7 protein-coding genes are annotated in these 14185 nt (G+C 67.8%); 3 read left to right on the forward strand and 4 right to left on the reverse strand.

Annotated elements, in window-relative coordinates; all coding sequences use genetic code 11:
- Positions 1-6: 6 nt before the first annotated feature.
- Both OO71_RS27050 and OO71_RS27055 read left to right on the forward strand, forming a co-directional pair.
- Positions 7-1170, forward strand: a complete 1164-nt coding sequence (locus OO71_RS27050; RefSeq protein ID WP_156096555.1) for a CoA transferase — start codon at positions 7-9, stop codon at positions 1168-1170.
- Entirely contained in the window at positions 1167-2369 is a 1203-nt protein-coding gene (locus OO71_RS27055; RefSeq protein ID WP_033292682.1) for a CaiB/BaiF CoA transferase family protein, read from the forward strand. The genes OO71_RS27050 and OO71_RS27055 overlap by 4 nt, the downstream gene beginning before the upstream one ends.
- Positions 2370-2449: 80 nt before the next feature.
- On the opposite strand, the gene OO71_RS27060 is transcribed toward OO71_RS27055, so the two are convergent.
- Positions 2450-6166, reverse strand: coding sequence for a S8 family serine peptidase (locus tag OO71_RS27060; protein WP_033292683.1), 3717 nt, complete (start codon positions 6164-6166; stop codon positions 2450-2452).
- 531 nt (positions 6167-6697) lie between these two features.
- Positions 6698-8017, reverse strand: a complete 1320-nt coding sequence (locus tag OO71_RS27065) for an NAD(P)-binding domain-containing protein (protein ID WP_033292826.1) — start codon at positions 8015-8017, stop codon at positions 6698-6700.
- Positions 8018-8117: 100 nt separating this feature from the next.
- Between OO71_RS27065 and OO71_RS27070 the strand changes: the two genes are divergently transcribed.
- Complete coding sequence (locus OO71_RS27070; protein WP_245633786.1) at positions 8118-8957, forward strand: helix-turn-helix domain-containing GNAT family N-acetyltransferase; 840 nt, start codon at positions 8118-8120, stop codon at positions 8955-8957.
- Between the two features lie 90 nt (positions 8958-9047).
- Here the strand turns inward: OO71_RS27070 and OO71_RS27075 are convergent, their stop codons facing one another.
- Entirely contained in the window at positions 9048-12578 is a 3531-nt protein-coding gene (locus tag OO71_RS27075) for an indolepyruvate ferredoxin oxidoreductase family protein (protein WP_051792325.1), read from the reverse strand.
- 61 nt (positions 12579-12639) lie between these two features.
- Positions 12640-13371 (reverse strand): aminotransferase class I/II-fold pyridoxal phosphate-dependent enzyme, encoded by a 732-nt coding sequence (locus tag OO71_RS47710; RefSeq protein WP_051792327.1) that lies wholly within the window; start codon positions 13369-13371, stop codon positions 12640-12642.
- Positions 13372-14185: the final 814 nt, after the last annotated feature.

Raw genomic sequence — 14185 nt, forward strand, 5'->3', positions numbered from 1 at the left:
GGCCCGATGCGGCGCATCAGGATTGCGGATTTCTCCACGCACGTCTCAGGTCCGACCGGCAGCCTGCTGTTGCGAAGTGTCGGAGCGGAGGTCGTCAAGATCGAGAACCACCGATTCGGCGACGGTAATCGCAGTGTGCCGTCAGCGCCGATGATCGGTGCCAACAGCACCTATCACCAGGCTCTCAATTTCGGGGCCCGCAGCATTGCGGCCGATTCACAAAGCGAGGAATGGCCGGCGGTCGTGCGGGCAATGGCGAAGTGGGCGGATTGCGTCATCGCCGGTGGGCGTCCGAGCGATGCGCGGCGGCTCGGTCTGGACCGGGAGACGATCGCCGCCATCAACCCGCAGGCCATCCACTGCCACATTTCCGGGTACGGGCCACTCGGTCCCTGGGCCGAGCGGGCCGCGCACGGCCAGAATCCGGATGCGTTGGCGGGTCTGGTCGAGCTGGAGGCCGACGAATCCGGTCACCCGCGCATCGCCGCCTGGAAGCCGGGCGGAACGTCGTTCGCCGGAGCGATGGCAGCAATGGCAATTCTGGCCGCATTGTGGCATCGCGCGGAGCGAGGTGTGGTGCTCAACGTCGAGACTTCCCTTTGGGAGGCCGCCGTCTGGTGGAACTGGCGGGAGCTCACTCCGGCGGCCAACAATGCCGAGGAGTGGAAGATCCGTGAGTTCGGTTCGCGCTATGGTGTCTATCGGGCGGCGGACGATCGGCCGATTCTCATCGCCCCGATCGAGAAGAAGTTCTGGGACGCGTTCTGCGAAATCGCCGGGCTGGAGGATCTGCGGTCCACCGGTGACTGGTCCTCGCGCTACGACGTCGGCGAGAAAAGTCCGGCGAGTCGAGAGCGCGTCCTCATCGCGGACGCAATACGCATGCGGACCCTCGAAGAATGGGCCGGGCTGTTCGGGCCGAAGGGTATTCCGTTCTGCGAGATCTTGACCGCGAACGAGGTTCTCCGGACGCCACAGGCCGAGGCCATGAAAATGCTGGTGCCGATCGAGAACGGTGACGGTTTCGCGATCCGCCCGCCGGTGCGGCTCGTGGACGGGAACGGTATTCCGGCAATCGGGATCGACGGGAGATTGCCCGCGCTGGGTGAGCACTCGCAGGAGTATCGCCCCCTCATCGACGCGGAACTCAGGAAGGGCGAAGTGAAATGACCAGACGCGGTCCGCTCGACGGCATCCGGGTGCTCGACCTGACCCGGCACATGGCAGGCCCCTACGGCGCGGCGATGCTCGGGGACTACGGCGCCGAGGTGATCAAGGCCGAGCCGGTCTACGGCGACCAGGCGCGGGCGGTCGGACGGGACTATCTCGACGGAGAGAGCGGTCTCTTTCTCATGTGGAACCGCAGCAAGCGCAGCATCGCCCTGGACTACCGGTCGCCGGAAGGTCGCGAGGTCCTCGAACGGCTCATCAGTTCCACCGACGTCTTCCTGCACAACTTCCGCCCGGTTTCGGCGCGAAACGCGGGGCTGGACTTCGAGGGGGTACGAAAGATCAACCCCCGCGTCGTCTACGCCTCCGTCAACGGGTTCGGCACCGAGGGCCCGTGGGCGGACCGGCCCGCAACCGACCCCGTCATCCAAGCCATGTCGGGCATCATGAGCGTCACCGGAGAACGGGGCGGCCACCCGGTTCTGGCCGGCGTGCCGATCGCCGACTTCACCGGAGCGATGCTGCAGGTGATCGGGGTGCTCATGGCCCTGCGCGACCGCGATGTCACCGGCGACGCGCAGGAAGTGCAGGTGTCGATGCTCGCCGGTCTGATGAGCACTCTCACCACGCGCGCCTCCAGCGTGCTGTACGGCGGCTACGAGCCCGAGGCGATGGGATCCTCGCATTCCGCGGTGATGCCCTACCAGGCCTTCCAGGCCAAAGACGGGTACGTCATGGCCGGAACGTGGGGCGAGGCAGGCTGGCCCCGCTTCTGCTCGGCAATCGACCTGCCCGAGCTCGAAAAGGATCCGCGTTTCGCGACCAACCAATTGCGCCTTCAGCACCGAGAGGAACTGGAAAGCCTCCTGGCCGAACGATTCCGGCAGCGCACGAGGGCAGAATGGGACGAAGCCTTCGCCCGCGCGGACGCGTTGTTCGGCCACATCTATCCGGTAAGCGAGGCCCTGCACCAAGAGCAAGCAGGTTCGCTCGTTCGCGAAGTCGACCATACGAAGCTCGGCCGCATCAAAACGCTGGCGCCGCCGATCGCGATGTCGTCGGCCCCGGACCTCGATCTGATGCCACCGCCGGTACTGGGCGAGCACTCGGTCGAGGTCCTGAAGGAACTCGGCTACCCCGACGCCGCGGTAGCAGACCTGGTCGCGGGAGCAATCGTCGTGGACGGCTCGGCAGGGTGAGCCGGGCGCGCTCATCCGCCCGCCGTCCGGCGATATCAGGCCGACCGGCGGCGCCCCGGAACCGGGACGCCGCCGGGTGATCAGCCGATTTCGTATGCCTTGAGCACCGTCTGCTCCACCGTACTCGACCCGTCGGATGCCTTGGCGCGCAAGGAAACGAAGCCCGTGGCCGGGTTGCGCACGGTCGCCGTCCAGCCTGCCTCGGTCTTGTCCACCTTGGCCTGCTGCCAGGTGGCGCCGTCATCCACCGAGTAGTCGACGGTCAGGCTGTTCGCCTGCGCCGCGCCGTCCTGTCTCGGCACCGACACCGGGATGACGAACTCCCGGTCGCCGGCGGCGAGGTTGCGCAGGTCCACTGCCGGTGCGTACCGCACGGTGTACAGCGGCAGCGGCCCGGTCTGCATTCTCGGCGCGGGGAAGGTCCACACCGAACTGACCTTCGTGGACGTGGTCCACCAAGGCGCGTCCCGGCTGACGTCGGACACCAGCCGGTACTCACCGGCGGTGGGACGCACGAACACGCCCCGGCCGGGCGAGTTCTGCCGCGCGACCTCCTTGCCACCGGCGAACAGGGTGGTGCTGCCCTTGTCGATGCCATCCTCCGGCTCGGCGGCCCTGGGGTGTCCGGCGGCATCGGACCACCAGGGCACGTTCACCTCGACCAGGTCGCCCTTGACCCAGGCCCACGGGTGGTTCTGGCCGAGGGAGCTGCTGGTCGTGCCACTGAACCCGGGGCCGTTGACCGCCTTGTTCCACTCCTGGCGGTAGGACTTGCCTGCCTCCAGCTTCACCGTGCCGGATAGGAAACCGGAGCCGCGCTGCCCACCGCCGACCACGAGATCCCAGCTGCCGGGGGTGAAGTACTCGACCCGTTCGGCCGAGGCCGGACCCAGGGAAGCGGACCGGGTGCCGAACCGGTCACCCAGTGCCTGATACCTGCCGTCCACGCTCGGTGGCTCCTGCTGGCGGTAGCCGTGGTAGGCGGTGGTCACCGCTGCCAGGTCGGCTGTCTTGACCTGGTAGTCCACCTTCGCGGGAACCTGGCCGGCACTGGGGAAGGCCAGCTCGTAGCGATACTTGCTGCCCGAGCGGGCGGTCAGCGACACCTGTCCGCCCGCCTTGGCGTGCTCGGCGAGCTTCGGCCCGCCGCTGAAGGGGCGCACCACCACCGAGGGCAGCGCTGGCCGGTCCGCATCTCCGGCGAGTTTCGCGTCGGCTGCCAAGGGCTGCTCATCGCTGTTGTAGAGTCCGGCGAGCACACCACCGGCGGCCTTGATGTTGCGGATGCGTTGGTACACCTCGTCCACGGTGACCGTGCCAGGCACGCCGATCACCACGAACTTGCCCTTCGCGTCGACCTTGGCCAGCTCCTCCACGGTGCCGGTCCCGCCGAAGACAGCGGCCAGTTTCGTGGTGATCGGGTCCCCCCGTTCGCCGAACAACCAGTTGACGGCGATCTTCTGGCGTTGCGGCCCTTCGGTGAACAGCTCCAGTTCCGGCTCCTCCAGCCGGACGTTGTCGGCATAGGTGAACGAGGGCGAGCTGACCCCGGGCGTGGAGTAGGTCGAGAAGTCGTCGAACCCCGGGTCGAGGAGCCAGCCGACGACGAAGTTCTGCCCGGTGTCGGTGATCCGCTGGTACATCCCCGACATCCACTCGCCGCCGTTGGCGGCCGGCTGGTCGGTGCCGAACTTGACCCGTTTGGCCTGCCGGGCGTCGAAGCTCAGCGTGGTCGCCCCGCTGACCTTCACCGCGGGGTTGGCCATCATCGCGATGGCCAGCGCGCCGTCCGGCCGACGCGTGACGATCCTGCCGATCGCGTTGTAGTCGCCCGGGGGCACCCTGGCGGTTCCACCGAACGCGGTCTCATAGATCTTGCCGTCCTGGTGCCGGATCAGCACGATGCTGCCGTCGCCCCCGGTGGCGGGTTTGCCGTCCGGCAGGATGGCGTTGGCGCCGACGTCGTAGTGCTCGCCCTCCTCGTGCACGCCCACCAGCGAGCGCACCGTGGTGGCGCCGTCGGAGGCCGTGAGCACGCCGCCGTAGCTGCCCGCCTTGGCCGCCCTCGGCGTCAGCGCGATCGCGACCTCGGCCTTGCCGCCGGCCGGGACGGTCACCGAGTTCGCGGACAGCTTGGCCAGCCCAGCTGGCGCGGGCGCCGCGGCGGTGTCGGCCAGGTCCAGCTTGAGGTCGAGGGTGCGCGGTGCGGTGCCCGGGTTGGTGTAGGTCACCGTGCGGGTCTCGGCCTTGGTGCTGGGCCACTTCAGGAACGCGTTGACCACGCTCGGCCCCGCCAGCACGGTGGCGCCCACCGCCTTGCCCAGGTCCATCCTTCCGCCGCCGACGGCGAAGACCCCGCTGCCCGCCACCGGAACCGAGGTGGACACCAGAGCCGACTTCAGCTGTTCCGGCGTCCAATCCGGGTGCTGCTGGGCCAGGATCGCCACGCCACCCACGACGTGCGGGGTGGCCATCGAAGTGCCGGATGCCTTAGTGTAGCGCTCGTTCACCGGACTGCCCATCGCGGTGCCGGCCGCCCGCGCGGCCACGATGTCACTCCCCGGCGCGGCGATCTCCGGTTTCACCGCGCCGTCGCCGGCCCGCGGTCCCTGGCTGGAGAACTCGGACCGGTCGCCTGCCTTGGTGACGCTGCCGACGCTCAGCGCCAGATCGGCGCTGGCCGGTGAGCCCACCGTGCCGGGGGCGCCGGAGTTGCCCGCGGCGATCACGAACAGCGTGTTGTACTTGCGGCTCAACGTGTTCACCGCCTGCGCCAGCGGATCGGTGCCATCGGTGGGACCGCCGCCGAGGCTCATGCTGATGACCTTGGCCTTGACCTCGCCCGCGGCCCACTCCATCCCCGCGAGGATGCCATCGTTCATGCCGAAGCCGCTGTCGTCGAGCACCTTGCCGACCGCGAGGTCGGCGTCCGGGGCGACGCCCTTGAACTTGCCGCCCTCGGCCGCGCCCGAGCCCGCCGCGGTCGCGGCCACGTGCGTGCCGTGCCCGTTGCCGTCCTTGACGTTGCCCTTGCCGGTGAAGTCCTTGCTCTGCTTGACTTTCCCGGCCACATCGGGATGCGTGTCGTCGATGCCGGTGTCCAGCACCGCGACCGTCACGCCCTTGCCGGTGAACCCGGCCTGCCAGGCCGCGGGCGCGCCGACCTGCGGCACGCTCTTGTCCAGGGACGCTTCCACCTTGCCGTTGAGCCAGATCTTGTTCATCCCGCCGGACAGTGCCGCCGGACTTTGCCGGGTCAGCGAACGCCAGAAGTCGTTCGCGCCGGCCTTGTGCTGGTCCACTGCGGCCAGATGCAGGTCGGGCAGGTCGCGTCGAGCGGCGACGCCCGGCAGTTCCGCGGCACTGCGGGTGGCCGCGGTCTCCGGATACTGCACCAGCAGCGGCAGCTCCTTGCTGTGCGCGTCGTCATAGCCCTGGCGGATCAGGCCGGTGATGTTGAACAGCTCGCGGTCCAGCAGCCCCTGCGCCACCAGCGCATTGGCCTTCTCCGGCACCAGGTACCAGTCGGTGCGGCCCCCGCGGGCGACCGGGAACTGCCGGAAGCCGAACGGCCTGGTCTGGGCAGCCGGGTCGATGCCGAGCTCCCAGCTGCCGTCGGCGCGCTGCCCGGCGCGCACTTTGTCGCCGGTGATCAGGGTGACCTGGTGGGACGACCCGGCGCCGGGCGCGGGGGCCGGAGCCGCCGCGGCCGGTGGGGCCACCGCCAGGGTGGCGCTCACGGTGGCGCTGGTGACCAGCGCCAGCAGCGCGGCCGACGTCGGTGATCTTCTGTTCATCTCAATGGACTCCTCAACAGGATGACGCGGAAACTCTCCGGTATTCCCAATCTTTTCGAGCGGCCGAATCCACATTCTGCCGAAATACCCGAAGGCGCATTCCGGCAGACCAGTCGACAACATTTGAGCAGGAGATGTGCAGTCGGCTCACCTGTCCGCAGGATCATTCCGGATTCTCCGCCCTCCCTGCAGAAAATCCGTTTGTCGTCGTTCTTCCGGTCCGGTCCACAAAAACGATCCCAGCGCACAAGTCCAACTACATATAGTTGTCCGGACCACCGGCAAGCGGCCTCCACCTGCCGAACTGCACCTTCGGGCAATCAGGTCTGCCCGACACCTGCCGGTTTGGTACAGAACGGTTACACAGACAGCTGAACCCAGCTCACTGCTGAGGTTTTCACTACACTTCCATCCGTTACGGACAACTACTCGCCGATGCTGGAACTGTCAGAGTTTCCCGGCCGTCCGGATCGCGACCGTTCCCCCGCAATGGCTGTAGCAGCGCGTGGTCGTCGCCGTCTGCCCAGCCGGTCAGCGCGGTACCGAAAACGTCAGAACTTCGGGTGCCGGGCCGCAGCAACCGGACGTCCCGCCATCGGGCTCGTCGAACAGTCCCGCACCACCGCATACCCCGGTCTCGGCCAGGACCAGCTCGACTCGTTCAGCAGCCTCGTGGTCCCCCGCCAAAGCTGCGGCGATGCTGCGGACCTGCTCGTATCCCGTTCGGGCGAGGAACGTCGGTGCACGGCCGTAACTCTTCATACCCGCCAAGTAGAACCCGTCGTCAGGATGGGAAAGTTCCTTGACCCCATGCGGGTACACCGTGCCGCAGGAATGCACGTTCGGATCCACCAGCGGAGCCAGGCGAACCGGAGCCTGCAGCGTCGGGTCGAGCTCCAACCGGACCTCCGACAACCACCCCAGCTCCGGACGGAACCCCGACAGCGTCACCACTTCGTCCACGGCAGTGACCCGTTGCCCGGCCGACGACGTCAAGGCCAACCGCCCGGCCGCCTCGCGTTCCACCGCCTCGGTGCGGAATCCCGTGACCACGGAGACAAGACCCGCCTCGACCGCCTCCCTGGCCCGTTGGCCGAGCGCTCCCCGGGCGGGCAACTGGTCGGCGGCGCCGCCCCCGAACGCATTGCCGACGCCTCCCCGGCGCAGCACCCACGTGATCCGCATCCCCGGATCGTCCGCCGCCATGCCGGTCAACGCGACCAGCGCGGTCAACGCGGAATGCCCGCTTCCCGCGACGACCACGTGCTTCCCCGCGTACCGGGCACGGACCCGGTCGTCGGCCACCTCCGGCACCCGGTACACGATCCGGTCCGCAGCAGCGTGTTCACCCATCGCGGGCAAGCCCTCCCCGCCCAGCGGATTCGGCGTCGACCAGGTACCCGACGCGTCGATCACTGCCCGCGCAAGTACTCGCTGTTCACCCTCGGCCGTGCGGACATGCACCGAGAACGGCTCGTCCTCGCGCCCGCTGTCGACCACCCGGTCCCGGCCACGGCGCGCCACCCCCACCACCTCGGCCCCGAACCGCACCCGCGACCCCAGCACGTCCGCCAGAGGCTGCAGATACGCCTGCGCCCACTCCCGCCCCGTCGGATACCCCGCACCGTCCGGGCAGGTCCAGCCCGCCGCCTCCAGCAGCCGCCCACCGGCCGGGTCGACCACCTCCGACCACGCCGAGAACAACCGGACATGGTTCCACTCCGCCACCGCCGCCCCCGCGCGCTCGCCACGTTCCAGCACCAGCGGCTCCAGCCCCCGCTCCAGCAGCTGCGCCGCCGCGGCCAGCCCCACCGGGCCCGCCCCTGCCACCACGACCGGAAGGCCACCCATCTCCACCAACTCCATCGATCGGCCTCGATTAACCTGCCTCGGACTTTATCGATTGGCATCGATGGATACAACCATCGATGCCGATCGATACACTGGGCGCATGCCGATCGCACTGCCCCAGGCCCAGGTCCTGCCGACGTCCGACGCCGCGACCTATGCCGAGTGGTTCGCCTGCCTGGCCGAACCCGTCCGGGTGCGGCTGCTGCACGCGGTCGCGACCACTCCGCGCGGCATCACCGTCGGCGCGCTGACCGAGATCCTGGGCACCAGCCAGTCCACGACGTCGCATCACGTGCGCAAACTCGCCGACGTCGGGTTCGTGCACCTGGCGAAGGTCGGCACCGCCACCGTTGTCACCGTCAACGAAGCCTGCTGCACCGGGCTCCCGCACGCCGCCGACGCCGTGATGGGCCTACTCGGCCCACGCCCGTGCTGCCCCGACGACGTGCCCGCCGACATCACCATCCGCGCCCTGCGCCCCGGCGACTGGACCGCGGTCCGCCGCATCTACGCCGACGGCATCGCCACCGGCATCGCGACCTTCGACACCACTGTCCCGGCCCGCAAAACCCTCGACGCGACCTGGCTTCCCGAGCACCGGTGGGTCGCCGAACTCGACGGCCAGGTCGTCGGCTGGGCCGCCGCCAGCCCCACCTCTGCCCGGGACGCCTACTCCGGCGTCGCCGAAACCTCCGTCTACGTCGCCGCCGAGCACCACGGCCGCGGAGTGGGGAAAGCGTTGCTGCGCAAGCAAGTCATGGCCGCCGACGACGCCGGCCTGTGGACCCTGCAAACCTCGATCTTCACCGAAAACCGCGCCGCACTCGCCCTGCACCACTCCGCCGGCTACCGCACCATCGGCGTCCGCGAACGCATCGCCCAGCGCGACGACGTCTGGCACGACACCGTCTTCCTCGAACGCCGTAGCCCCGTCACCTGACCCGCCCCGCACTGCGGATCCTCGTGCGCCTGTTCAGCCGACTGCCGGAAGGCGCGATTGCGTCAAAAGCGTTGAACCCGTCCGCCGGTTTCACGGGGCGGAGACTTTTCCGGATGCGCCGACATAATCCTCAAGCAAGGCACTCAGTCGCTTCTCCACCATCGTCACCGATTTTTCCTTGACGTCGTCGTAACCCTTGATATCTTGCGCGCACTCGGCAATAAGAACAGCTGAAGAAAGGTTGTCCGCGCGCAGGCGGGGCAGGATGATCTCCTCCACCAGATCCACATAGGCACCGATCCGCGCTCGCTCGGCACGTCGGTGCCGGGTCAGGCCGAAGATGTCGACCGGGTTTCCGCGCACTCGCCGCATCGAGGCGAGAATGCGGAACATCGGCATCACAGCCCATCCCGGAAATGCATACTTTCGGGCACGTCCGGTCGCATTGTTCCTCGAATTGAGGATTTGCGGGGCCAAGTTGACCGAGAAGCGGAAGTCGCCCTCGAACTCGGAGTGCAGGCGTTCGCGGAATGACGAAGCCGCGTACAGCCGTGCGACCTCGTATTCGTCCTTGTAGGCCATGAGCCGGTAGAGGCTTTCTGTCACGGCCCGGATGAGTTCGTCGCCATCGATGCGGAGCTCGCGTGTTCTGGCGGCGACCGAGTCGATGACTGCGTCGAAGCGACGGGCGTAAGCCTCGTTCTGGTATGCAGTGAGCGCGTCGTGTCGTCGTTGCCGGAGGGCATCGACGTGCTGGTCGAGCTGGACAGCACCGGCGTCGAGGCCGGCGATGGTCCGCAGCAGCGCCTCGTCATGCGCGGCGATCCGGCCCCAGTCGAAAGCGGCCCGGTTGGCCGTGACGGCTACGCCGTTGATTTCGATTGCCTGGTACAGCGATTCGAGCGCGACCGGGAGGCGCCCGCGCTGCGCCACGTAGCCGAGCATCATGATGTTCCCGTAGATCGAGTCACCCATCAACCGCTCTGCCCACGAACTGGCATCGAACCCGGCGACGTTGTCGCCGATCGCGCGGCGCACCTCGGCGACGAGAGGTGCCGCGTGGAACGACATGCTCGGATCGCCGGCAAACGCGACAGTCGGGCTGACATCGGTATTCAGGCACGCCCAAGTACGGTCGCGCGCCATCAGGCCGAGAGATCCGGCAGAGGAGGCGACGACGGCATCTGTGCCGAGAATGACATCGCACGAGCCGGATCCCACCCTGGGCGGGAACTGGCCGCCGGGTGCGAAGATTTTGACGTGGCTTTCGACCGCACCGTTCTTCTGCGCCAGACCTGACTCGTTGAGTACGCTGACGCCCTTGCCCTCGAGGTGACCGGCCATCCCGAGCACCGCGCCGACCGTAAGGACTCCGGTCCCGCCGATTCCGCCGACCACGGCGTTGAAGGAATCCTTGACGGCCGCCGGTTCCGGTTTCGGCAGGCTCGCCACGGCGCGGCCGAAAGCCGCGTCGTCGATGGAGACGGAAGCTTTGCGAGGCACCCCACCGTGCACGGTCACGAAGCTCGGGCAGTTCCCCGTGACGCAGGTGTAGTCGAAATTGCACGACGACTGATCGATCCGCCGCTTGCGGCCGAGGTCGGTTTCGAGGGGTTCGACCGAGATGCAGTTCGAAGCCACGTTGCAGTCGCCGCAGCCCTCGCAGACCTCTTCGTTGATGAACACCCGGGTATCCGGCTGTTCGGCCCGGCCACGTTTGCGCTCCCGCCGCAGCTCCGCCGCGCACGCCTGGTCGTAGATGAGCACCGTGGGGCCGTTGATCCCGGCCAGCTCGGCCTGCACCGGCTCGAGCTCAGCCCGGTCGTGCAGAGTCGTCCGCGCCGGAAGCCTGCGTCGTGCCCGGGTACCGAACCGGCTGACGTCCTCGGTGACGATTGCTACCCGCTGGACACCCTCTTCCAGTACTTGCCGCGCGATTCCGGCCGCAGACTGTGCCGTCACGGTGGACTGCCCGCCGGTCATCGCAATGTAGCCGTTCAGGAGGATCTTGAAGGTCATCCGCGTGTTCGCGGCGACGGCGGCGCGGATGGCCAGTTGCCCGGAGTGGTGATAGGTCCCGTCCCCCATGTTCTGGAAGATGTGGTCGCGTTCGACGAATGGCGCCATCCCGATCCACAGGCCGCCTTCGCCGCCCATCTGCGCGATCAGCTCGGTGGAATGGCCGGGGGCATCCACGGTGAGCGCCATGTTGTGGCAACCGGTACCGCTGATCGCGACGCCGCCGTCCGGAACCCGGGTCGAGACGTTGTGCGGGCATCCGGAACAGAACCCGGCCTTCCGCACGAGGCCGGGTCCGTTCGCGGCGGGCGACTCCACACTGAGCACCCGCAAGCTGATGCTTTCCCGTGGCCTCGGCACGCTGCCCCGGGAATCCTCGCCGTGCAACGCCGAGAGCCGTCGCGAAATCAAGCGCGCGAGCATCGTCGCGTCGAAGGTGCCATGGCGAGGCAGGAGCGGCTCATCATGCTCGTCCGTCTTCCCCGTCACGGCCGGGCGGCGATCGGGTGCCAGCCGCCGGAGATACCGGTTTGCCTGGTCCTCCATGACCGGATACTTCGCTTCGACGACGAGGAGCTCGTCGAAGCCGTCCGCGAACTCGACCAATCCATGGGGGTCCAGCGGCCAGGTCATGGCGGGTTTGTAGAGACCGAGTCCGAGCTCGGCAGCCCGCCCGGCGTCGATGCCGAGTTCCGCCAGCGCTCCGAGAACGTCGAGGTAGGTCTTGCCTGCGGTCACGATGCCCAGCCGGCGCCGGCCCGCAGGCCGGAACTCGGTCCGGTCGAGCCCGTTGAGCCGGGCGAACGCCTGCGCCATGGGCAAGCGCAGCGATCCGATCTCGCTTTCGATGTCCGCGGCCCCGAATGCGCCCCGCCCGCCGTAACGGGACACCCCGGTCGACGGCGGCGCGGGGCGATCATCCGGAACCCGGAACCGAAAGCGGTCGAGACTCACGTCGACCACCATTGCGCTCTCGGCGACGTCGTTCACGCACGTCAGGCCGACCCATGAACTGGAGCAGCGAGAAAGAGCCCAGCCGGCCAGCCCGAAATCGACGACCTCCTGGACCGTCGCCGGCGCAAGTACCGGCATGTGCATGTGGACGAACAAGGTGTCGCTCTGCTGCGCGGTCACCGTGCTGCGTGCCTCGTGGTCATCACCGGCGACAGCGATCACCCCGCCGGTGCGCGAGGTGCCCTGATACGAACTCGTGCGGATGGCATCCGTGGAGCGCTCGACCCCGGGACCCTTGCCGTACCACAGGCCGAACACGCCGTCGTAGCCCGACTCGAAGCTGCCGGTGTTCACCCACTGCGTGCCACCCACCTGAGTGGCAGCCAGGTCTTCGTTGACCCCTGGCTCGAAGTGCACGTCGTTCTGCGCCAGAAGTTCGCGTTGAGCACGGAACCGGGTGTCCAGTCCGCCGAGCGGCGAGCCCGGGTAACCGCTGACGTAGCCGGCCGTGGTCAAGCCGCTGCGCGCATCCAGCCCGCGTTGCATCATCGGCAGCCTGACGATCGCATCCCACGCGGTCAGGTAGAAGACTCCGCGGTCGGCGACCATCCGGTCGTCGTGCCGGTAGGCCGAGGGAGGGGTCGACATCGTTCATCTCCTGGCTCAAGGTCGTGGAGCACCGCACTCCGCGAGGCGATTCTGGTGGTCGTCAGTGCGCTGCCTGGCGTGGTGGAACGGGGCCGGCCACATAGGTGACGCCCGCGGCGGCCGCGTGATCGGACGCCCGCACGGTGTCGATTTCGCCGGGAAGGGTCAGCCAGGTGAAGAATCCGCCGGATGGGACAGTCCAGGAGACCCCGGACGGCATGCGCTCGTCGAGCGCGGACAGCACTGTTTCGCTGTCGAACGACAGTTCCCGGTATCCGACATCCTCAACGAGGAGTATTCCGTCGCGGCGACACAGTTCGACGAGTTGTTCGCGGCATTGCCGCGACTGACCGAGCCCGGTCGGATTGTGGTGATCGGGGATCGAGTACCGGATTTTCGGCCGGAGGCCCGACCCGAGCAGCGCGGCCAGAGCCTCGACGTCAAGCCCTGAATCGCCGATGGGGACCGGGCGGACGTCAGCGCGGCGCGCGCGGAATGCCGTGATGGCGCCGAAGTAGGTCGGCGCTTCGACCACCACCGCGTCCCCTGCCTCGATGAACGACGTGGCAAGCAGCCCGAGCGCATCGATTCCACCGCTGGTGACCATCAGCTGCGCGGTAACCGCGCTCACCCGGTCGGCAGGGAAGGCTGGCGGGTCCGGGAAACCCCCGGACAAGGTGATGGCTCCCGCCGATTCGGTCTGAGCAATGACGGCGGCAGCATCGTCTCCGCAGCTGCGAGCGCTGACCGTCAGCCTGCTGGACCAGTCCGGCGGGCTGTACGTCAGAGACATCTGGTCTCCCTGGTATCCGGGGCGGCCTCGACCGCCGCGAAACGACTTCGACAGGCGCTGACGGGGCGTTGCTGTCATTGCTGAAGAGTTAGCGTGCATACAGCAGGCCGACTGGGTCAACTAGATATCGTTCAACTGATCAAAATGGTCAGCGTGGGTTGCTGATAGCCGATGTGGATGGGCGAATTGGTCAACCCGGCTCTGCCGAACGCGGATCCATCGGGCCGCCGAGCCCGACGCGACAGGTATTGCAGGCGTCAAGCGCTGTACGTCGCATTGCCGAGGAGGCGTTCGGCCCCGAGGTGGTCGACCGGCGTTACTCGATCATGATCGGGTTCGTGGGCGCCCTGATCCGCCAACCACCCGCAGTGGCGCAGGGGCCGCTTCTTCAGGGCAATTGCGGCTCACCGAGTAGATCAGGGGTGAGGCCGCCGCCGCGGAACCGAGGGCTGATCCTAAGACGTTCGCCGCGGCGCCGAGGTTGAGAACATGGGCGATCCCCGGGTTGAGGCAGGTCCGCGCCAAATCGAACAGCGGGTCACTCGACTGCGCGAATTCCATCGTTCCATCGCCGGTCGTGCCGAATCCCAACGACTGAGCGGTGGTGCACAAGACCCAGCGCCTCCCACAAGCTCAGTTCTCGGCGCATGGCAGCAGCACTCGTTGACGGGTCTACCGGTCATCGGTCCTCCGTCGGTCTTGCCTGAGGCGCAGCTGGTCTCCGCGAGAAAGTGCATTCCGCAGCACATCCAGGTCAACTAGGATGACCACAACTAATCAATCCGATCAGTCACAAGGTCAGAGCAGGCGATGA

It is taken from the genome of Amycolatopsis jejuensis (assembly GCF_000717335.1).
GTDB classification, from domain to species: Bacteria; Actinomycetota; Actinomycetes; order Mycobacteriales; family Pseudonocardiaceae; genus Amycolatopsis; species Amycolatopsis jejuensis.

Bases quoted from the DNA above. Each gene is read 5' to 3' on its own strand.
- OO71_RS27060 (WP_033292683.1), bottom strand. From the start codon at position 6,166: ATGAACAGAAGATCACCGACGTCGGCCGCGCTGCTGGCGCTGGTCACC.
- OO71_RS27070 (WP_245633786.1), top strand. From the start codon at position 8,118: ATGCCGATCGCACTGCCCCAGGCCCAGGTCCTGCCGACGTCCGACGCC.
- OO71_RS47710 (WP_051792327.1), bottom strand. From the start codon at position 13,371: ATGTCTCTGACGTACAGCCCGCCGGACTGGTCCAGCAGGCTGACGGTC.
- OO71_RS27050 (WP_156096555.1), top strand. From the start codon at position 7: ATGCGGCGCATCAGGATTGCGGATTTCTCCACGCACGTCTCAGGTCCG.
- OO71_RS27065 (WP_033292826.1), bottom strand. From the start codon at position 8,017: ATGGGTGGCCTTCCGGTCGTGGTGGCAGGGGCGGGCCCGGTGGGGCTG.
- OO71_RS27055 (WP_033292682.1), top strand. From the start codon at position 1,167: ATGACCAGACGCGGTCCGCTCGACGGCATCCGGGTGCTCGACCTGACC.
- OO71_RS27075 (WP_051792325.1), bottom strand. From the start codon at position 12,578: ATGTCGACCCCTCCCTCGGCCTACCGGCACGACGACCGGATGGTCGCC.